This is a genomic window from Streptomyces sp. CAI-85, assembly GCF_013363615.1.
GTDB lineage: Bacteria > Actinomycetota > Actinomycetes > Streptomycetales > Streptomycetaceae > Streptomyces > Streptomyces antibioticus_B.
The window spans coordinates 1-19,788 of the sequence record NZ_JAANNX010000022.1; the positions used below are offsets into that span (position 1 = coordinate 1).

Annotated in this window: 17 protein-coding genes; 4 read left to right on the forward strand and 13 right to left on the reverse strand. The window is 70.5% G+C overall.

Annotation, left to right across the window (positions count from 1 at the left end):
- Positions 1–162: 162 nt before the first annotated feature.
- Positions 163–849, reverse strand: coding sequence for an amidohydrolase family protein (locus G6W55_RS22710; protein ID WP_309243787.1), 687 nt, complete (start codon positions 847–849; stop codon positions 163–165).
- A gap of 98 nt (positions 850–947) precedes the next feature.
- Here G6W55_RS22710 and G6W55_RS22715 point away from each other — a divergent pair, with 98 nt between their 5' ends.
- Positions 948–1,589: an LLM class flavin-dependent oxidoreductase gene (locus G6W55_RS22715; protein ID WP_254876388.1), complete on the forward strand. Its 642-nt coding sequence runs from the start codon at positions 948–950 to the stop codon at positions 1,587–1,589.
- A gap of 76 nt (positions 1,590–1,665) precedes the next feature.
- Positions 1,666–2,871, forward strand: coding sequence for an erythromycin esterase family protein (locus G6W55_RS22720; RefSeq protein ID WP_175522671.1), 1,206 nt, complete (start codon positions 1,666–1,668; stop codon positions 2,869–2,871).
- Positions 2,872–2,884: 13 nt separating this feature from the next.
- On the opposite strand, the gene G6W55_RS22725 is transcribed toward G6W55_RS22720, so the two are convergent.
- Together G6W55_RS22725 and G6W55_RS22730 are read right to left on the reverse strand one after the other, a co-directional pair.
- Positions 2,885–3,415: a hypothetical protein gene (locus G6W55_RS22725; RefSeq protein WP_175522672.1), complete on the reverse strand. Its 531-nt coding sequence runs from the start codon at positions 3,413–3,415 to the stop codon at positions 2,885–2,887.
- A 143-nt stretch (positions 3,416–3,558) separates the two neighbouring features.
- Positions 3,559–4,011 carry a barstar family protein gene (locus G6W55_RS22730; protein WP_309243788.1) on the reverse strand — a complete coding sequence of 151 codons (453 nt, stop codon included), beginning with the start codon at positions 4,009–4,011 and terminating at the stop codon, positions 3,559–3,561.
- A gap of 74 nt (positions 4,012–4,085) precedes the next feature.
- On the opposite strand from G6W55_RS22730, the gene G6W55_RS22735 reads away from it, so the two are divergent.
- Positions 4,086–5,882, forward strand: coding sequence for a TerD family protein (locus G6W55_RS22735; RefSeq protein ID WP_175522674.1), 1,797 nt, complete (start codon positions 4,086–4,088; stop codon positions 5,880–5,882).
- Here G6W55_RS22735 and G6W55_RS22740 read toward each other — a convergent pair.
- The 4 genes from G6W55_RS22740 to G6W55_RS22755 all read right to left on the reverse strand — a co-directional run bounded on the left by G6W55_RS22740 (position 5,858) and on the right by G6W55_RS22755 (position 8,831).
- Entirely contained in the window at positions 5,858–6,079 is a 222-nt protein-coding gene (locus tag G6W55_RS22740; protein WP_175522675.1) for a DUF397 domain-containing protein, read from the reverse strand. The two genes, G6W55_RS22735 and G6W55_RS22740, sit on opposite strands and share 25 nt — an antisense overlap.
- Positions 6,076–6,930 carry a helix-turn-helix transcriptional regulator gene (locus G6W55_RS22745; protein WP_175522676.1) on the reverse strand — a complete coding sequence of 285 codons (855 nt, stop codon included), beginning with the start codon at positions 6,928–6,930 and terminating at the stop codon, positions 6,076–6,078. Before G6W55_RS22745 ends, G6W55_RS22740 begins: the two co-directional genes overlap by 4 nt.
- A 137-nt stretch (positions 6,931–7,067) precedes the next feature.
- Positions 7,068–8,261, reverse strand: a complete 1,194-nt coding sequence (locus tag G6W55_RS22750; protein ID WP_175522677.1) for a DUF4241 domain-containing protein — start codon at positions 8,259–8,261, stop codon at positions 7,068–7,070.
- 129 nt (positions 8,262–8,390) lie between these two features.
- Entirely contained in the window at positions 8,391–8,831 is a 441-nt protein-coding gene (locus G6W55_RS22755; RefSeq protein WP_175522679.1) for a hypothetical protein, read from the reverse strand.
- A gap of 294 nt (positions 8,832–9,125) precedes the next feature.
- Between G6W55_RS22755 and G6W55_RS22760 the strand changes: the two genes are divergently transcribed.
- A complete protein-coding gene (locus tag G6W55_RS22760) occupies positions 9,126–11,552 on the forward strand; it encodes a DUF11 domain-containing protein (protein ID WP_175522681.1) in 2,427 nt (808 codons plus the stop codon).
- A gap of 64 nt (positions 11,553–11,616) precedes the next feature.
- Here G6W55_RS22760 and G6W55_RS22765 read toward each other — a convergent pair whose 3' ends face one another.
- The 6 genes from G6W55_RS22765 to G6W55_RS22790 all read right to left on the reverse strand — a co-directional run bounded on the left by G6W55_RS22765 (position 11,617) and on the right by G6W55_RS22790 (position 19,736).
- Complete coding sequence (locus G6W55_RS22765; protein WP_175522683.1) at positions 11,617–12,054, reverse strand: hypothetical protein; 438 nt, start codon at positions 12,052–12,054, stop codon at positions 11,617–11,619.
- Between the two features lie 48 nt (positions 12,055–12,102).
- Positions 12,103–16,893: a putative T7SS-secreted protein gene (locus G6W55_RS22770; RefSeq protein ID WP_175522684.1), complete on the reverse strand. Its 4,791-nt coding sequence runs from the start codon at positions 16,891–16,893 to the stop codon at positions 12,103–12,105.
- A gap of 2 nt (positions 16,894–16,895) precedes the next feature.
- Positions 16,896–17,546, reverse strand: coding sequence for a hypothetical protein (locus G6W55_RS22775; RefSeq protein WP_175522685.1), 651 nt, complete (start codon positions 17,544–17,546; stop codon positions 16,896–16,898).
- On the reverse strand, positions 17,536–17,958 hold the full coding sequence (locus G6W55_RS22780) for an SseB family protein (RefSeq protein ID WP_175522686.1): 423 nt from the start codon (positions 17,956–17,958) through the stop codon (positions 17,536–17,538). Before G6W55_RS22780 ends, G6W55_RS22775 begins: the two co-directional genes overlap by 11 nt.
- 85 nt (positions 17,959–18,043) lie before the next feature.
- Entirely contained in the window at positions 18,044–18,196 is a 153-nt protein-coding gene (locus G6W55_RS22785; protein WP_175522687.1) for a hypothetical protein, read from the reverse strand.
- A 301-nt stretch (positions 18,197–18,497) separates the two neighbouring features.
- Positions 18,498–19,736: an MFS transporter gene (locus G6W55_RS22790; RefSeq protein ID WP_217687248.1), complete on the reverse strand. Its 1,239-nt coding sequence runs from the start codon at positions 19,734–19,736 to the stop codon at positions 18,498–18,500.
- Positions 19,737–19,788: the final 52 nt, after the last annotated feature.

Sequence of the window (19,788 nt, forward strand, 5' to 3'; positions counted from 1 at the left end):
GACGCATCATGTGGAGTGCGTGGCGATTCTGGAGCCGGTGAAGAAGGACGCCTGATCTGCTCAGTCTCCATGGGGCGCGACGAAAGCGACGCACCGCACGCAACTCCGGGGACCGAACAGGTGGTTACGACGAATAGACCAACACCTGCCCGTGGTCGGGCGTCACCGGTGCACGCGGCCCGCTGCCATCACCAGGCGTACGGCGCGGAGAGCCTGGAGGTCTCGCAGGGGGTCGCCCCGGACGACGAGTAGGTCGGCGCGGTGTCCCGGGATGAGGGTTCCGGTGTCGGTGAGGCCGAGGGCCTCGGCCGTGCGCTGGGTGGCCAAGTCCACGATCTCCGGTGGTGTGCAGCCCAGATGGACGAAGAACTCCAGGCTGGAGACGAAGTCGTCGAAGACCGCACGGCTCACCCCGGCGTCCGTGCCGGTGATCAAGCTGACCCCCCGCTCCCGCATGCTGCGTAGCCCGCCGAACATCGTCTCGGCGCGCTCGGCGCCGAAGCGCTGGGCGAAGCCTCGCCAGTCGGGGCTGGCGGCCGGGCAGACGTGGATGCCCTTGGCTGCGATCTCATCGACCACGTCCTCGATCAGCCGGAAGCCGTCCTGGTCGATCCACGTGCAGTGCTCGATCGTGGTCACCCCCGCTTCGACCGCGGATCGGATGCCCTCGGTGCCGTGCGCGTGGGCCGCCACCGGGAGGCCGGCGTGGGCCGCCTCGGCCACCACGACGTGCAGCTCCTCCGCCGTGAACTGCGCGGACCAGATCGGCATCAGGTCTTCGCCTATCTGGCCGGCCGGGGATATCGCGTCCCGGTCGGCACCAGCGTCGTCCTGATGCCGCTGCGCCACCCCATGGACGCCGCGATTCAGTCCCGTTCCATCGGGCGCCTCACCGGCCACCCACGGTCCTCGGGCTCGGCGCAGCCACCCCGGACTTCGTCGCCGGCCTGCACGGCAAGCCGTACGACAGCCCGCGCGACACCTGTGTCGCCTACCTCCGGGAGGTGCGCCGACTCCTCGGCCCCGAGGACGACAACGGCGCCGTCCGGTTACCCGCTCTGCCGCACCCGGGAGTCGAGACCGGGCTCGGCGTGCTGCGCCCGACGCTCGCGCGCGCCGCCGGTCAGGTCGCGGACGCCGCGATCATCTGGATGACCCCGCACGGCTACGTCCAGGACACCCTGCTGCCCGCCATGGCCGAGGGCGCCGCCGAAGCGGGTCGTCCCGTGCCGCGCTTGATCACCGTCGTGCACGCCGCCGTCAACCGCCCGCACCGCAGTCCGTACCGGCTCGCCTACACGGCGGCCCGCGCCCACCTTGCCGGGCCCCACTACTCCGACATGCTCCGCCGCGCCGGGCTGCGCGTGCACCACAGTCACCCGGCCATCGGTGCCCGCGCCCTCGTCGATGCCGGCGTTTTCCTGTACGGGACAGCACAGGAGATCGCAGCCGGCCTGGCCGAATATGACCGTGCGGGCGTGGACGAAGTTGTCGTCAACGTCGCGGGCGTGTACTCCGATCATGGCCGGGAGGACGCCGTACGAGACCTTCAGGACATCCTGACGGCGTACCGCGAGGCGGAGAATTGACAGACGATCGGGTGCGGTGGCACGGACGGACCGCAGGGGCCGCGCGCCGCCGCACGCAGGGAGGAGAAGCACCCCGGTGCCCGACGACATCGCCCGCTGGTTGACCGAGCACGCCCGCCCCCTGGAGTCGCTGATCCCGGGTGCGCCCACCGACGACCTGGAGCCGCTGGGGGTGACGCTGCGTGGCGTCCGTGTCGTCGGTCTCGGTGAATCCACCCACGGCACCTCCGAGTTCTTCCGGCTGAAGCACCGGATCGTGGAGTTCCTGGTACGTGAGGAGGGGTTCACCACCCTGGCCATGGAGGCCAGCGAGTCCGCGGCCCGGGCCGTGGACGCGTACGTCCGGCACGGCGTCGGGGATCCCGCCCGGCTCGTCGCCCGGCTCGGCTTCTGGACCTGGCGGACCCAGGAGATGGTCGACCTCGTCGAGTGGCTCCGCTCGCACAACCGGGACCTCCCCGAGGAGCGCCGAGTCCGCTTCGCCGGCGTCGACCCGCAGCGCGGCGCCGACTCCGTCGAGGCCGTCACGGCCTTCCTGCACGCGTACGCGCCCGAACGGGAGGAGGACGCCCGCGCCCTGGAGATCCTGGTCCATGCCCGCCCCGGCTCGCGCCCCGACCCCGAACAGGCGCTCCGGCACCGCGCCAAGGAGGTCGCCCGCCACCTGGCCGCTCACGACGACGCCGACGACGACGTCGTGGAGCACGCCCGGATCCTCGTCCGCGCCGCCGATCTCGTGACCCGCTCGCTCGACCAGTCCGTGGGTGAGGAGAGTGCCTTCGCCGTCCGCGACCGGGCCATGGCAGACGCCGTCGCCCGCCTCGTGGACGACGATCCGACCGCCCGCGTCATGGTCTGGGCGCACAACGGCCACCTCGCGAAAGGCACATACGGGGACGGGGTCACCGCGCTCGGCAGCAGGCTCCGCGATCTGTACGGCGACCGCTACTACGCCCTGGCCCTGCTCTTCGGCAAGGGCTCCTTCCTCGCCCGCAGGGGCGACGACCTCCAGGCCCCTCCCGTACGGCACCGCATCGGCACGGGTACCCGGTCCATCGAGGCACGGCTCGCCGACGCCCTGAAAGGCGACTACTACATCGACCTGCGCCACACAGCCCCGTGGCTGCACACGCCACAGGCACAGCGCAGCTTCGGTGCCAACGTGCCGCGCTTCTTCTACCGGTTCAACACCGCGCCGCTCGTACCGGCGAAGGACTACGACGGCATCGCTTTCGTCGCTCGTTCGACCTGTTCCCACCTGCTGCCGCAGGCCGGGGAATGAGGGCGGACCCTGCTCACGGCCACAGCTCCAGCAGGACGTTCAGCGTCAGCTTCCACATCGGCTCGGCCCCGGTCCCGAAGGCGGCGGCGAGCGCGTACCCCACGGCGGCATCGTGGGGTTCCACGCGTTCGCCGCTGTTCGACCCCTCCCATGCGGCGCTGACCGTTCCGTCCCCGGTCGACGTGAAGACGCCGAGGAGACGGCCGTCGCGTAGCAGGCGGCTGGTGCCCAGGGAGTCCGGCACCAGCAGATACCCATGCCCCCGCGCCGTGGATTCGACCTCCACCCGATACGAACGCCGGGTCAGGAAGCCCTTCGCAGGGCGCAGGGCCTCGTCCGCGCCGTCGACGCTCAGGGTGAGGCGTCGCTGGTCACGCGTACCGATCGGCACATGACTCTCCAGCGGGGTACCGGCGATCCGCCGGATCTCGGTGCGCGGCACGCCGTCGCCGCTCACCGCCAGCGTTCCGTCCTCGTGGTCGAGCGCGATGCGGACCGCCCCGAAGAGCCGGTCGGCGGCGGGCTCGTATGTGAACGCCTCCATCGACGCGCTCTCCTCTCCTCGTCACCCCGTTGATCGTCGCCCGCCAGTCTCCGACAGTGCGCTGGAGGCGTATCCCCTTTTCGGCCACGGAGTCGGGCGAGCCGGGGAGGGCGTTGGACGGCCGGACCTCCTTCCCAGGCTGCTCAGGCGCGGACGGGTGCGCTCGTCGGGTTGCTCAGGAGTACGGCCTGGAGAATGGTCTTCTCCTGGCCCGGCAGCTCGGGTTTGCTCGACCAGAACTTCACGGCGTCGTTCAGGGCGCGGAAGAGGGTGGCGCGTTCCTCGGGGCTCTCGGAGAGCACGGCGTCGGTGTCGTCGATGGTGATGAGGACGTGCGGGGCGTTGATCCAGTGCAGGTCGGTCAGGCAGTCCCGTAGGGCGTTCCAGTTCCAGCCGAAGTGGTTCGGGAGGCGTAGTGCCTCGTGGAACTGGGTGAACACCCCGTCGGAGTCCGGCATTTCCTTGCCCCGCAGGCGGGCCGCGTAGATCAGGCCGGTGGGAGGCAGGGCGTGGGTGACGGAGAGGGTGTCGGTCGGGGCGACGACGCAGACTTCTTCCGCCCGGCGGTTCCACCAGGCGGCGTTGCTCTCCGTCACGGAATCTCCTCGATCGGTGCTCGGCGCGTGCGAAAATTCCATCGGTCGATCATCGCCGGGGAGGGGAGCCTCGAATGGTCCTGTTGTCGTCGAGCCCGAAGTGGCCGAGTTTTCCCGACTACTTCCATGACTGGGCGCTGGTCGACGTCGAGACCTCCGGGCTGCGGCCCGGGCGGGATCGGGTGCTGTCGCTGGCGGTTCTCACGCTCGACGCGCGGGGGAATCGGACGGGGGAGTTCTCCACCCTCCTCAATCCGGGCTGTGATCCCGGGCCCGTGCACATTCATGGGCTCACGCCGGCCCGTCTCGCGGGTGCGCCCACCTTCGAGGACGTCGCGCCGAGGGTGGGGGCCCTGCTCAGGGGGCGTGTCCTGGTCGCCCACAACGCGCAGTTCGACTACGACTTCCTGGCCCATGAGTTCGCGCACGTCCGTTCCTGGGTGCCGGTCAGCAGACGGCTGTGCACGCTGGCCCTCAACCGGTTGGTCGGGCCGGGGACGCCCGACCTCAAGTTGGGTACCCTCGCCGCGCATTACGGCGTGCGCCAGGAGAAGGCCCACGACGCGCAGGACGACGTACGTGTGCTGTCCGGCATCCTGCGCGGTTCGCTCGGCGCGGCCGAGCAACTGGGGCTGGCGCTGCCGCTCTTGGAGTGTCCGCCGCGTCAGGACTACAAGCCGTTCGTTCCCAAGACGCCCTGCGCGTACCGCAATCCGGGACGGCTGGTGCCCGGTGGGCCTCTGGTGCAGGGCATGAAGGTCGCCGTCACCGGGGAGACCCGGGTCTCCAGGGAGGAACTCGTCGCCCGCTCGGTGGCGGCCGGGCTCAACATGATGACCTCGGTCAGCGGTCAGACCTGCGTCGTCGTCACCAACGATCCCGGCGCCGGATCCGCCAAGCTGAATCGCGCCGTGCGCGAGGGGGTGCCGCTCGTCGACGAGCCCACCTATCTGCGGCTGTTGGAGGACGTGCGGCCCGGCCAGGCCAAAGGCACCGCTCGGCCCGTACCCGTACCCGTATCCGGATCCGTTCCCGTACCGAGCCTCCCGGCGCAGCGCGTCGCCGTGCCCCCGGCTCGTGCGGGTGGGGCCGTGCTCGCCGGGCGCAGGGTTCTGGTGCTCGGCGGCACCCATGAGGCCGCCGCGGAGGCGCGGGCTCGTGCCGTCGCTCTCGGTGCCTCGGCGGCGGTGAACCTGTCGGCCAGCGTGTCCGACGTCGTGGTGCTTCCCGGGGGTGAGACGGATCGGCGTATGACGCGCATCGCCGTGCTGGGACTGCGTGTTCACGACGCCGACTGGTTGCACGCACCCGTCCAGGAGCCTGTGGAAGGGGAGTCGGAGGCCACCGCTGCGGTTCTGGTCCGCGGTGCCGTGCTCGATCTGGCCGACACCGGTACGGCCTGGACCGTGGCCGCCACCTGGCGTCAGCAGACCGCCTGCGAGGTGGACCTCGTCGCCTTCGCGGTCGACGAGCGTGAACAGGTCCCGGGAGACGAGGACTTCGTCTTCTACGGCGCACCCGAGCACCCGGACGGCACCGTGCGGCTCGCCACGGACGGTCCGACGGAGCAGGCCGTCAGCGTCGACCTGGAGCGGCTGCCCCTGGAGATCCACCGGGTCGTCGTCGCCGCCGCGATCGACGGGGCCGCGACCTTCTCCGACGTTGGAGCCGTCGAGATCACGGCCACCTGCGGAATCGGCGCGGCGCCGGCCGCCCGGGCCACCCTCGACGCCGCCACCACCGAACGCACGATGATCCTCGCCGAGTTGTACCGCAGAGGCGAGGGCTGGCGGCTGCGGGCCGTCGGGCAGGGGTACGACCACGGTCTGGCCGACCTCGCTCGCGGTTACGGCGTCGACGTCGCCGAATGACCGGCGCCCGGGGCGTCCGCCGCGAAGTCGATGAAGTCGTGCCAGGCCGTGGGGGAGAGGGCGAGTTCGGGGCTTCGGCGGGTCTTGGAGTCGCGGACGTGGACCGCTCGTGTGCCCCGGGCCACCTCGACGCAGGCGTCGCCGTCGGAACCGCTGTAGCTGCTCTTGAACCAGGCCCGTTCGTCGGTGCTGCTCATAGCGCTCCTCGCAGTCGCGTCAGCAGGCTCCTGGAGTCGTCGGCGGTGAGAGCCTGTGAGCGCAGTCTCGCATACCGCTGGAACATGATGCTGACCTCCTTCGGGTCGGTGATCAGCATTCCGCCACGTTGTCCTTCCGCGTAGCCGAACCAGGTGTTGTCCTGGGACTCCAGGAGCATCACCGGGCCGTCAAAGCCTGCGTGGTCCGGCTGGTGACGGGGCATCACCTGCAACTCGACGTTGAACTGCGACGACCGTTCCAGGAGGCTGTCGAGCAACTCCCTTGTCACGTCCGGGCCTCCGGTGCCGCGTTCGAGCAGGGACTGCTCGATGATGAAGCTGAACGTGATCGGCGGCCTGCGGTCGAAGAGGCGGTGGCGTTCCAGTCGAGCGTTGACCTGCTCGGTCACCTGGTGCTCGTCCTTGACCGGCGGCACGCTCTCCGTCACCGCCCGCGCGTAGCGTTCGGTCTGGAGCAGGCCGGGGACGACTCGGCACTCGTAGGTCCACAGGGTCTCCGCCTGTGTCTCCAGCCGGGCCCACTGTCGGAACCAACTCGCCAGCCCCGCCTGCCGCGACAGATGCGGCGCCGCCCTGCGCAGTGCGCCGGTGTTGCCGGTCGCCTCCTCCGCGCGCTCCACGAAGTCCCGCTCCGGCATCCGGCGGCCCAGCTCCACCGAGGCCACGGTGTGCTTCGAGAAGCAGACCCGCTCGGCGAACTCCTCCCGGCTGAGGCCCGCGTGTTCCCGTAAGGCATGGACGACGGCGCCGAAGGTGCGCAAGCTGTCCGAGACCCCGGGTTCGCCGCAACTCCCTTTCCCCGCCCCGCCGTCCGTGTTGTCGTAGGCCACCGTCGGCCACCTCCCGCGCACGTGCCACACCTACCGCTTCTGACGGCCACCATCGTCACGGAAAGTGACACGTACTGTCCACCGAACGTGCGCGTACGCTGACCCTGCGTACGCGGTGCGCCGCTGTACGGGGGACGCTAGAGGTACGACGTGATCACCACCACCGAGACCAGGTCACCGGTGGCGGAGCGGCCGAGCCAGACCGGCCAGGTGCCGTCGCCTCCTGTGTAGAACGACACCAGGCTGCTCCCGGTCTTCTCGTCGACGGCGCGCGCGGAGCCTCCGCTGATGAACTCGCACGAGTCGTCGTCCTGTTGGTCGTAGTAGTGCCTGAACTTTTCGGAGAGCGGCTTCCAGGCCGCGGCGTCGGCGAAGCTGCCGATCGCTGTGTCGGTGTCGAAGCCGTAGGCGTGGCCGTCGAGGAGGAGGCGGGGGTCTTCGTCCTCGCTCAGGGCCAACTCCCAGGTGGCAGCAGGCTCGTTGCGGATCAGTAGGCGTACCGCGGGTTCCTCGGTGACCGGGAAGCGTTCCCCTTCGTATTCGCCCTCGCCGACGACCACGGCCGTCTCCAGGGCGTACTCGCCGGGGGGTATGCGCTCGGTGAGTTCGCGGGGCTGCTTGTCCTGCGGGTCCGAGACGGCCAGGCGTCCGGTCGGGATCCGGACCGTGGCGATGTGCCGCGGTTCGGCTGTCTCCATCCTGTCCCAGTCGTCCATGGGGAAGGGCGTGCCCGGTCGGAAGAGGTCGTCGACCCGCGATGTCATGCGTCCAGGCTTCGGCGGGCGCCACAGGGATGTGGGCTTCTCGGCGGCCGCGAGGGCGACCAGTGGTGTGGTGGTCCCGCCGGACCCGTCCGCCCGGACCCCGAACGTGCTCCGGTCGTGCCAGCGCCGTTCTTCCGGTACATCGGCCAGGGTGCGGGAGGCGCCGCCCTTCTCGCCGCGTTCTTCGACGATCTTCCTCGCCGTGCTGCCGGGGAAGAGTTCCAGCGTCAGCCGCGAAGCCTCGGGCGCCAGGTCCGGCTGTTCCGGTGAGGCGTACCGCCGCTCCACGTACCGACGCAGGAACAGGCGGTCGTCCTCCAGCAGACGCAGGTCGGCTTCTCGGGTTCGTCGTCCCAGATCGTCGTAGGTCCACATGCCGACGAAGTGGTCACGCCAGGCGATGAGGTGCACCTCGGTGGGGGCGGTGCGCCCGGGGATCATGTGCAGCACGACATAAGGCTCCCCGGCCCTGTCCCGTTCCAGCGCCTCCGCCCGCGTCAGCGGCCCGAAGGCGCGACGGGAGTCACCGTCCCACCCCTCGGCGTAGGAGTACGTCACGTTGCCCATGGCCTGCCCTTTCGGCCCGGTCGATCATTTCCGGGCAGAGTAGTCCCTGCCTCTGACAGTGCCTTCGGCAGTGGCGCGGGCAAGGTCAGTACCCGGGGCTCTTCGGCAGGCCGGCCGACCGGAGTGGTCTCAGAACTCGTGTGTCACCACCCAGTATTCGTACTCCTCGACCGACGCTGCGCACAGGTGACGGCCGTTCGGGGAAGTCGCCATGAATTCGGGTGAGCCTGTCACTTCGGCAATGCGGGACGGGAGGTTCTTGCCGATCGGGTCGAGTACATGGACCCAGCCGATCGTGGTGCCGCCGGATCCGGGCGGGAGGATGAGGAATCCGCCGTGCTCGTCGTAGAGCGGGGCTCGGGAGGCGTGGTGGTGCCAGGTCTCGTCCAGGGTGCTGGCGGCCTGGGGGAGGGACAGGGGGATCGTGGCGGTCGGGCGGACCTCGAATCCGTTCACGGCGTAGAGGGCGGCGGTCAGGGGCGGGGCGGTGGGGGCCGGGTCGACGCCCGTCACTTTGAGTCCGCAGCGGGCAAGGGTGTCGGCCCACTGGGGTGTCTGACGGTCCTTCATCGTTTTCTGGCCTTTCCGAGCCGTGGAGTATCCGAGCCATGGAGTATCCGGGCCGTCATCCCGATGCGTACGCCGGACGGTGGGTTGGGGAGTGCGTGGTGGGCCGTGTCGCGCCCGATGGAGGGAGGGCGTCTTTAGGTTTTTCATATGATACTTGCGCAATTGCGACTCGGGCGGATGGCCGTCGGAGGGCTCGGGGTGTTGGGGATGGTGGCTGCCGGGCTCGGTTTTCCGGCTCAGGCTGCGGTTCCCGTTTCCGGGGGGCGGGGTGCCGTCTCCGCGCAGCCCGTCGGGGTGCCGTTGGTCGACGAGACGTTCACCGGGGCCACTGCCGACGCCGGGTTCGAGGCGTTCGGGCCCGCCTGTCTCACCGGTGCGCCGCAGGCGCCCGCGCCGGGGCCCGGGACCCATCCGCTCGTCGGGTGTCCGGCCGGTGTGACCGGTCCCGTGCCGCCGGACAACGCCGCGCCGAACGGGTACCTGCGGCTCACCGACGCCTCCAACGATCAGTCCGCGGCCGTGCTTTACAACCACGCGCTGCCCGCCAACCGAGGGATGGTCACCACCTTCGAGCAGTGGCAGTACGGCGGTACGACCGACCCGCCGGCCGACGGCATCTCCTTCTTCCTCATCGACGGCGCCGCGTCGCTGACCGCGCCCGGCGCCTTCGGCGGCAGCCTCGGATACGCGCAGAAGCTGCCGAACGACGATCCGGACGCCACCTTCCTGCCGGGCGTCAACCGCGGCTACGTGGGCGTCGGCCTGGACGTGCTCGGCAACTACTTCGGGGACTGGGAGCACCGCGGCAACGGCTGCGCCGAGGGCTCCCCGGCCGGGACGCCGTTCCGGATCCCGGCGCCCGGCGCCAACATGGTGACCTTGCGCGGTCCCGGCGACGGCATCGAGGGCTACTGCTTCCTCGACGCGACGACGAGCAACTTCACGACGACCGGGCCCTGGCCCTCCACCCTCCCGGGGCAGTTGCACGGACCGACCACCGTGGTCCCGGCGGACCCGGAGGACGCCGAGGACGCGCTGGAGGTGTCGCGCCGTACCGTGACCGTCGAGATCTCCCCGGCGCCCAGCCCGGTGATCACGGTCTCGATCGACTTCCACGACGGCAACGGCGTCCAGCAGGTGCTGTCGACCCCGGCGCCCCAACCGGTGCCCGACACCTACAAGTTCGGGTTCGCCGCGTCGACCGGGCTGTTCACCGACGTCCATCTCATCCGCAACCTCACCGTCCACCCGGCGGCCGAGCTTCCCCAGCTCAACCTGGTCAAGCAGGTCTCCCAGAACCCGCCGCTGGAGACCCCGCTGACGCCGGGCACGCAGGTGCCGTACGAGTACGTGGTCACCAACAGCGGCACCGTCGAGCTGACGGACGTGACCGTGACCGACGACCGGGTCACCGGCGTCACCTGCCCGGAGCCCACGCTCGCGGTCGGCGCCACGATGACCTGCACCGGCACCTATACGGTCACGGCGGCGGACGCGACGGCCGGGTCCGTCACCAACACCGCGACCGCACAGGGGCTGGCCGGGACCACCCCGGTCGAGTCGCCGCCCGACGACGTCACCCTTCCGGTGCAGTCCGGGCCCGGCGTCCGGCTGGAGAAGTCGGCCGACGACACCCGTGTCTACGAGGTCGGTGACGAGGTGACGTACACGTACACCGTCACCAACACCGGTCCCGTGGCGCTGACGGACATCGGGATCACCGACGACCGGCTGACCGGTGTGACGTGCGCGTCGACCGGCCTCGCCCCCAACGGGCAGGCCGGGGACAGCACCACCTGCACCGGTACGTACACGGTCACCGAGGCGGACGCCGGTGCCGGTTCGGTCACCAACACCGCCACCGCGCGGGGGCAGGCCGGGGCCACCCCGGTCGTCTCGCCGCCCGACGACGTGACCGTGCTCGTCGAATCCGAACTGGGGCTGCGGCTGGAGAAGTCGGCCGACGACAGCCGGGTGTACCGGGCCGGCGACCTGGTGACGTACACCTACCGCGTCACCAACACGGGTGACGAGGCGCTGACGGGCGTCGGCGTCACCGACGATCTCGTGCCGGACGTGAGCTGTCCGGTCACGACACTGGCCCCGGGCGACAGCGTCACCTGCACCGGTACGTACACCGTCACCCGGGCGGACGCCGCGCGCGGGACGGTGATCAACGTGGCCGCCGCGCACGGGCGTTCGCGCGCCACGGAGGTGGTGTCGGAACCCGACGACGTCACCCTGCGGGCCAGGAGCGTGCCCGGGCTGCGCGTCACGAAGACGGTGGACGACTCCCGTCGCTACCACGTCGGCGACCGGGTGACGTACACGTACACCGTCACCAACACCGGCGACCGGGAGCTGACGGGCGTCGGCGTCACCGACGACCGCATCGACGACGTGACCTGCGAGGCGACGATCCTCGGCCCGGCCGGGGAGGGCGACGACAGCACCACCTGCACCGGCACCTACGTGGTCACCCGGGCCGACGCCCGGCGCGGCAGCGTCGTCAACGTCGCGGTGGCCACGGCCGAGAACGGCACCGTCCGGTCGGAGCCGGACCGGGCCCGGATCACGGTCGCGAAGAAGCAGCCGTGCCACAGCAACTACGACAAGCCGTGCAAGCCGAAGCCGAAGCCGACACACAAGCCCAAGCCGACACACAAGCCGAAGCCCAAGCCGAAGCCGTGCCGTGAGTACGGGAGTTGCCGTTCGACGTGACCTGAACACGCACGGGCACCTGTCGCCGTTCCCGGTGGCGGGTGCCCGTCCGTTTCGTCGGATGTCAGAATTCGTGCACCACCACCCAGTAGTCGTATTCTTCCACCGAGGCGGCACACAAGCGGCGGCCGTCAAGGGAAACAGCTATGAACTCGGGTGATCCCGTCACGCCCGAGATGCGTGACGGAAGGTTCTTCCCGACCGTGTCCTTTACCCGCACCCAGCCGATCCTGCTCCCGCCCGGTCCGGGTGGGAGGACGAGGAATTCGCCTTTCTCGTCGTACAGCGCGGCTTGCGAAGCATGGTGATGCCATGCCTCGTCCAGTTTGTCGGAGGCGTGGGGGGCGGAGTCGGGGATCGTCGCGACCGGCTCCACCTCGACCCCGTTCACCGCATAGATGGCGGAGTTCACGGGCGGGGCGTCAGGCGGCGCGTCCCCTGTCACCTCAAGGCCGCAGCGCTCAAGCACGTCCCGCCACTCCGGTACCCGCCGGTCGTTCATGATCCCTGGCCTCTCATCGATCCCCGCGACTCATCGATCCCCGCGACCTCATCCGCCTTCATAGAACAGGTGATGGTCGCCACCCGATTTGTTGATCTTGCCATAGCGCTCCATCGACTCCGGGTAGCCGAGGGTGCCATCGGGCCGCTGTATCCTCGAATTGTCCCAGCCGAAGTTGACAAGTTCCCGGGTGTCGTCGCCCTTCGGTTTTCCGGCATGGAAATGCGGACCCGCCGGATCGTGGGTGTGTTCCACGACGACACGAGATCCGCTGTCCGTCTCGAATTGCCGGAAATTCCCCCAGTGTGCCGGGTCGGGTGAATAGACATAACCCGGCGCATGCTTCAGATGTTTGTCTCCGGTGACCACCCATTCGGCAATGGGTTCTTCTCCGTACCGCACGCCGGCGAGGTCGAACGCAGCCTTTTCCGCATCCGCGCGGTTCGCGAACGGATTTCCCTTCTCGCCCCGCGGATACGGGGTGAGTCCCAGGGGGTCGGACCAGGTGTGGGGGTTGTGGACATAGGTGACCGGATTGGGCGCGGGGGCGAGCCCCAGGGGGTCGGGGGTGAGAAAGCGCGCGGTCTCGGGGTCGTAATGGCGGAACAGGTTGTAGTGCAGGCCGCTTTCCGGGTCGTAGTACTGGCCGGGGAAGCGGAGCGGGGTGTAGGCCGTGCTGGTTCTGCTCCAGGCGGTGGTGCCCCAGAGGGTGGCGCGGGAGCGCCAGGCGATGTCGCCGTCCGGCCCCACCAGCTCGGTGGGGGTCCCGACGAGATCGGTGGCGATGGCGAAGAAGCGCCGGTCCACCTCTTCCTGACGGGCGTCCGCCGTGAGGATGCGCTCGGTCTGCGAGAGGGGGACGCCGGCCCGGTGGTCCCAGGTGAGGGCGACCGCGTTCGGGACGTCCGGGTGGTGGACGGTCTCTTCGCAGAGGGTCATGCCGTCCCAGGCGAACCGGATCTCCTCCGCCACGCTCTCGTCGCAGTCCAGGCGCTGCTTGGCGACGCGGCGGCCCAGGGGGTCGTAGCGGTAGCGCCAACGGGTCCCGTCCGGCGTGATCACCGAGGTGAGCCGGTTCTCGGCGTCCCACTCGTAGCGCCAGGTGTCGGGCTTGCGGGACAGGCGGGTCTTCTGCCGCAGGGTGATGCGGCCGAGGGCGTCGTGTTCGAAGCGGACGGCGCCGGCTCGGGTGATCGCGGTGCCGGCGTAGGTCCGCGGGCCGGTGGCTTCGCTGCCGGGGTGGGAGGCGGGCCAGGACGCCTCGGTCAGGTTGCCGCTCGCGTCGTAGGCGTACCGCTCGGTCCAGTCCGGCGCGCGGACGGCGGTGACATGGCCGGCCGCGTCCAGTTCGAAAGTGCGGGTGCCCGACAGGAGATCGCTGACCGAGCTGAGGTAGCCGTCCTGACGGTAGGCGTACGTACGGCTGTTGAGCGTGCGGCCGCCGGAGGTCAGGTCGCTGGCCACGAGCCGCCCGGCCTCGTCCCAGGCCGAGGTGACGGTGAGGGGTGCGGCGAAGTCCGCGAAGACACGCGCCGTTTCACGGCCCGCGCCATCGTGGGTGAAGACGATCGGGGACCCACCGGCCGTCAGGCGCTCGGGCCGGCCACCGGTGTCGTACGTGTAGGTGGTGACGTGGCCGGTGGGCGTGATACGGCGGGTGACGCGGCCCAGGGCGTCGTAGGCGTAACTCATGGCGCGGCCGTCGACCAGCTCGGACTTGACCCGTCCCCGGCGGTCGTACACGTAGCGGAGTTCGCTGTCCGGCCCGGTCGCCGTCAGGAGGCGTCCGGCCCGGTCGTAGGCGTAGGTGGTCACCCGGCCGTCGATGTCCTTGCGGATCACCTGGCCGAGCGCGTCCCGCTCGAAGGACGTCACCTGGCCGACGGAGTCGGTGCGGGAGACGAGTTGTCCGGCGGCGTCGAGACGGTAGCCGAGGGTCCGGCCGTCGAAGTCGGTCTCCGAGAGCATGCGTCCGGCCGGGTCGTACGCGTAGGTCCAGTGTGAGCCCTGTGGGCCGGTGACCTGGGTGAGCCGCAGCGCGGAGTCGTACGCGAACGCGTACCGGCCGCCGTCCGGCTCCGTGCGGGCCGCCACCAGATCGAAGTGGGTGTACTCGAAGCGGGTCACCCCACCGATCGGGTCGGTGTGGGTGAGGCGGTTGCCCTCGCCGTCGTAGGTCCATGAGTCGACGGCCCCGTCCGGGGCTTCCCGGCGGACCAGGTTGGAGTCCGCGTCCCGTTCGAGGCATGTGACGCGTCCTGTGGCGTCGGTGACGCGTGTGGTGTTTCCGAGGGCGTCGCGCTCCAGACGAGTGGTGCCGCCCGCCGGGTCGACGACCTGCACGGGCCGGCCCATGGCGTCGCAGCGGACCGTGGTGACGGCTCCCAGCGCGTCGGTGACCGACGTCAGACCGCCGCGCGCGTCGTAGGAGTAGCGAGTCGTATGACCGGCCGGATCCGTGACCGCCAGGCGATTGCCGCGCTCGTCGAAGCTCTGGAGCCAGCGGCTGCCGTCCGGACCGTGCAGCTCCGTGTACCTGCCGAACGGGCCCGGTTCCATGGCGAGTCGGCTGCCGTCCGGGAGGAGCACCCCGACCATACGGTCGCTCTCGTCGTAGCTGTGCGTGGTGGTGCGGCCCAGCGGGTCGGTGCGCGCGAGGAGGTTGCCCCGGGTGTCGTAGGTGAAGCGGGTGGTGTGGCCGAGGGGGTCGGTGGTGGCCAGGACGTGGCAGCCGGGGCCTATGAGGTGGCGGGTGGTGTGGCCTTCGGCGGTGGTGAGGGTGGTGGTGCGGTGGCCGGTGTCCGGGTCGGGTTCGGTGTAGGCGAGGGTGAGTTGGACGTGGCCGGCCTCGCCGCCTTCGGCGATCACGCGGTCGTGGTCGTCGTAGACGTAGTCGTAGCGGCGGGCGTTGGAGTCGATCCAGGCGATGACGCGGTGGCGGTCGTCGTAGAGGAACGTGGTCGCGGCGCCGGAGGGTTTGGTGACGGTGGTGAGGTCGCGGTCGTCGTCGTAGGCGTACGACATCAGCGGCAGGTCGGCGTTCGTCTCGCCGGAGCCGGAGCCGGTGCCGGTCAGGGTCAGGGCCGTGACCAGGCCGTCGGCCGTGGTCAGTTTCACCTGGTGGCCCGCCGAGTGGGTCAGGGCCAGCGGCAGGCCGTCCTCGGTGCGGTCGACGGTGAGGGTGTGGCCGTTGGGTTCGGTGAGCGTGGCCAGCCAGGCCGTGCCGTCGCCGCCGGGTTCGGTCTCGGGCGGCGCGGTGAAGCGGCGGATCAGGCCGGTGTCGGGGTCGGTGATCGTGTAGTCGCCGTCGGGCTCCCGGGCCAGCAGGGTGCGGGCCGTGCCGGACTGGGGGCGGGTGGGGTCGCCGGGGACCGGGTGCGGGTAGGTGATCAGCAGGCCGTCGGGGGTGACGTGGACGACGCCGATCGCGTCGACGTGGAGACGCTCGTCCACGGTGGAGGTCCAGGCCGGGCCCAGGAAACGGCCCGCCGTGCAGCCCGACTCCGTGCGGCGGGCGAACACCAGCGGCAGGATGCCCGGGATCTCCATGTCGGTCTGGGGCAGGAACATCCGGCCCGAGGCCAGGTCGACGGGGTCCGTGCCGGCGGTGGTGCGGCCGCCGTCGGGCCGGTTGTGGGTGCCGTCGGGGACGTCGTCGACCAGACGGCGCAGCCGGGCGGCGTCGGCGGCCTCCTCCGCGATGCGCACGCCCTTGACCGCGGCGCCGCCCCCGCCGGTGGCGGCGGTCAGCGCCAGGTCGGGGATGAGCCGGCCGAAGCCCTCCGCCGGGTCCTTCATGAAGTCGCCGATCATCTGCTTGCCGGTGCCGACCGGGTCGTTCACGGCGACCACCAGACCCGCCGCCAGACTGTTCAGCGACGTCGCGTACTCGGCCGGGTGCGTGATGTTGTACGGGTCCGTGGGGTTGATCGAGCGGACGAAGTTCAGGATGCCGGCCGTGCCCTTGATGATGCCGCCGCCGACATGGTCGCCCATGATCTGCAACTCCTGCGCTCCGTCGCGCAGTTGCTCGGCGTACGACGGCTTCTTCGGAGCCAGGTCACGGGCCGCCCGTACCGCCGAACGCGCCGTCTCCGCGGCCGTGTTGCGCTGCTTGCGCGCATCGGCCAGCAGGTCCTGGGCGTCCTGCATCAGCTTCTTGCCCGGATCGGTGAACGTCGCCGCAGGGCGCGGCGGAAGCGTGGACGGGTCGCGTTTGTCCGGGGGCTGGGCGTTGTAGCGGTCGACGGCGCTGTTGAAGTCGTCGACCTTCTTGCGGTGCGCGTCGGCGGCGTTCTCGGACGCTTTGACGCCCTGCTTCCACTTGTCGATCGCCTGCTGCGCCTGCCCCTGCGCCCACGTCACCGTTCCGGCGAACGCCTCCAGCGCGGCCGCCGCCTTCTCGCACGCGTCCGCGCCCGTGAACCACTTCGGCGGCTGTGTGCTCACCGCCGTGCGCACCGCCTCGGCCGTCTCGCCCTTGAGCCGGGACGAGTCCAGACCCTTCAGGCCCTCACCGGCGCTGTCGAACGACGTCTGGAATCCCCGGAGTTTCTCCGCCGACGAACGGATCTTGTCCGCGCTGCCGTAGATCAGCTTGGTCTTGTCCTCGGTCTGTCCGAGGTCCATCTCGTCGACCTCGGCGCCCAGCCGGTTGGCGACCGAACGCGACTGCTCACGCACCCAGTCCGCGCCCGACTCCCAGCCGGCGTCGTCCAGCCGGTCGGCCGTCCAGTTGCCCGCGTCCTCGACCCGGTTGCCGACCCACTCGACGCCGTCCTCGACCGCGTCCTCGACCGAGTCGGGCGTGATGTCACTGATGAAGTCGCCGATACCCACGGTCAGTTCCCCCCGGACTCACCCTGCTGTTGTTGTGCGCGTTCCTCCGGGGACGGGCCGAAGGTGTCGTCCAGCGCCTGGTTCCACTGGTCGTCGGAGATGCCGAGCGCGTCGTTGAGAAGCTCCGACTGCTGGCCGCCCCGCCCCTCGGTCAGTACCGTGCGGCCGGTGTCCTTCCAGGTCTGCCCCATCTCCTGGCCCGCCTTGTCGAACGACTCCGCGCTCCAGTCGGGGTTCAGATAGTCCGGGGTGAAGACGTCGCCCCAGTCCTGCTGGGCGATCTCCTCCTCGGACGCGTGCGGGTTGCCGCCCATCAGCGCGTTCACGCCCACCTTCAACGAGCCCGCCACGTACTGGTCGTGCTCCCACTGCGTGCCCGCCGCGAGGCCGAGCAGGTTCGCGATCGCGCTCGCGTCCCGCACCAGCGCGCGCACCCCCCACTCCCAACGCTCGCAGAAATCCTCGAAGTCGACGGACAGTCCGTGATGCCCGGCCTCCATGCCGGTCATGGCCATCCCCGAGAAGCCCTTGCCCATCACCGAGCCGGTGGCACCGCCCAGTTCACCGAGCTGCTCGATCGTCGCGCCCACGCCCTGCGTGAACTTCGCGACGGCCTCCTTGCCCAGCCGCAGATCCTGATCGTCACCGCCCACGACCGGCCTCCTCCCGTGCCGCACCGGCGTCCACCGCGACCGCGTCCGGGACGATGCCCACCACCGGCGGGAAGAACATCGACCCGTCCTCGGTCGCGATGTCCACGGCCAGCCCGGCGGGCTCGTCCAGCGCGGGCACGATCTCGTCCACGATTCTCGCGCCCAGCAACGCGGCGTACTCCATGGGCTGTTCACCGGATCCGTGCCGCAACGCGAAACGCGCCAGCGCCGGTTCGTCGGTGAACGCGCAGATCCAGCGCACCCCGCCCGAACGCACCGACCACAGGCCGCCGTCCGCCACCGGCACCAGCAGCACCGAACGTCTCATCTCACCGACGAGGGCGCGGGGATCGTCCCCGCCCTCTCTCCGCTCGGCGATCCGCCCGGCCAGCGCTGTCCTCGCCTGCTCCACGGGCCCTCCTCGCTCGTTCGGTGACTGCCGACACTCTAGGTACGGACGCGCGGGAAGGCACGGGTGGTTCTCTTCCGGAGGTCGTTCACCCTCGACGGGACCGGACCGCCGTCCATGCCGCGCTCACGGCGGTCCGCGGCGCGGCGTCGTCGAGGTCACCGGGTTCCGCGAAGTCCGGGTCCACGGAGTAGCCCTCCCGGATCATGAACACCCGCTCGAAGAGATCACGGAGCGCCACCGGGCCCGCTCCCCGTTCGCATGGAGACCCGTCGGCCGTTCCACCAGCAGTGCGCGAACTCCGGCGCGCCGCTGGCATCGGTACGGCACCCTGCGGGGCATCGGGCGTGCGCAGCACGAGGGAAGGGCGGAGGCCCGTGCAGTCCGCGTCGGCGGGGAGCCGAGTGGTCGCGGTGGGGGAGCCGGTGAGGTCGGTGGCGAGGATGTGCGGGACACCGACCGCGCGGAAGGCGGCGGAGATGCGGTGGGCCAAGGCCCTGTCGATCCGCCGGCCTACGGGGATCGGGGCACGGCGATTCCCTTCACTTGGGCTGCTCCACGGTCCGGCGGCTCTCCGTGTCGTCGGTCGCTGCCACTCCGAGAATGAGCCTTCTCGTGCCGGCGAGCACCGCCACCAGTGCCAGGGCCGCTGCCACGCATGGGATGCGGTAACCCGCCTGGGCGGCGGACCACTCCACGGCGCGGCCGGTCAGGGCCGAGCCCAGGGCGTTGCCGGCCAGGAGGGCTGTCACGGTCAGGGCCATGCCCTCGTTGATCTGGGCCGGGGGGACCAGCCGTTGGACCAGCGTCATGCCCGTGATCATCGTGGGGGCCGTGGCCGTCCCGGCGACGAACATCAGCAGGGCGAGCGACAGGAGTCCGTCGGCGAGCAGGAGCGGGAGGATCAGTGCCGCCATCGCGGCCACGCCGATCGGGAACTGCGTGGTCGGGCGCGCCTTGACGGCGACCGCGCCGAAAGCGAGGCCGGAGATCGCCGAGCCGAGAGCCATCAGGGCGAGCACCCACCCCGACGACGAGGCGTGGCCGAGGGCCTCGGTGTAGGCGACCGTGGCCAGTTCGAGGGATCCGAAGACCGCTCCGGTGAGGAGGAAGGTCAGCATCATGAGCTGGAGTCCGTGGCTGTGGAGGGGGGAAGACATCCGGCCGGCGTGCGGTTCGTGCACCGGTGGTTCCGTCCCGCGCTGGGCCGTGAGCAGCAGGGTGCCTGTCAGGGAAAGCGCCGTCGCGCCCAGAACTCCCGCCTCCGGGAAGAGAGTTGTGCACAGGGCGACCGACAGGATCGGGCCGACGACGAATCCCACCTCGTCGAGGACCTGTTCCAGCGCGTTCGCGGTGCGCATCGCGTCGGGCTCGTCCTTGAGCAGCTCCGCCCAGCGGGCCCGGACCATGCCCCCGACATTGGGCAGCGTCGACGACACGACGGCGGTGGCGAAGAGCGTCCAGTCCGGGGCGCCGTACCGCACGCAGGCGACTTGCAGGAGCGTGACGGCCACGGAGAACACCGTGGCCGGTACGGCGATCCGGCGCTGGCCGTGGCGGTCGATCAGCCGGCTGATCCTCGGCACGATCAGCACGGCGGCGAGAAGCCCGCTCCCGGCGACCAGTCCCGCGAGCGCGTACGAGTCGCGCACGGTCGCGATCATCACCACCGTGCTGATGCCGTACATGGACAGCGGCAACCGGGCCAGGAAACCGGCCGTGGTGAACGCGAGACTCCCCCTGTGGGAGAACAGCCTGCGGTAGGAGGCGAGGAAGGGCAAAGGAGGTGACGCTCCAGGTGCGCGAAGTCGGGCGGCTCCCATGACGGCGGAG

What these genes read in the sequence shown, in the direction of transcription:
- G6W55_RS22735 (WP_175522674.1), top strand. Translation starts at nt 4,086, where the DNA reads ATGGTCCTGTTGTCGTCGAGCCCGAAGTGGCCGAGTTTTCCCGACTAC.
- G6W55_RS22725 (WP_175522672.1), bottom strand. Translation starts at nt 3,415, where the DNA reads ATGGAGGCGTTCACATACGAGCCCGCCGCCGACCGGCTCTTCGGGGCG.
- G6W55_RS22740 (WP_175522675.1), bottom strand. Translation starts at nt 6,079, where the DNA reads ATGAGCAGCACCGACGAACGGGCCTGGTTCAAGAGCAGCTACAGCGGT.
- G6W55_RS22765 (WP_175522683.1), bottom strand. Translation starts at nt 12,054, where the DNA reads ATGAACGACCGGCGGGTACCGGAGTGGCGGGACGTGCTTGAGCGCTGC.
- G6W55_RS22755 (WP_175522679.1), bottom strand. Translation starts at nt 8,831, where the DNA reads ATGAAGGACCGTCAGACACCCCAGTGGGCCGACACCCTTGCCCGCTGC.
- G6W55_RS22750 (WP_175522677.1), bottom strand. Translation starts at nt 8,261, where the DNA reads ATGGGCAACGTGACGTACTCCTACGCCGAGGGGTGGGACGGTGACTCC.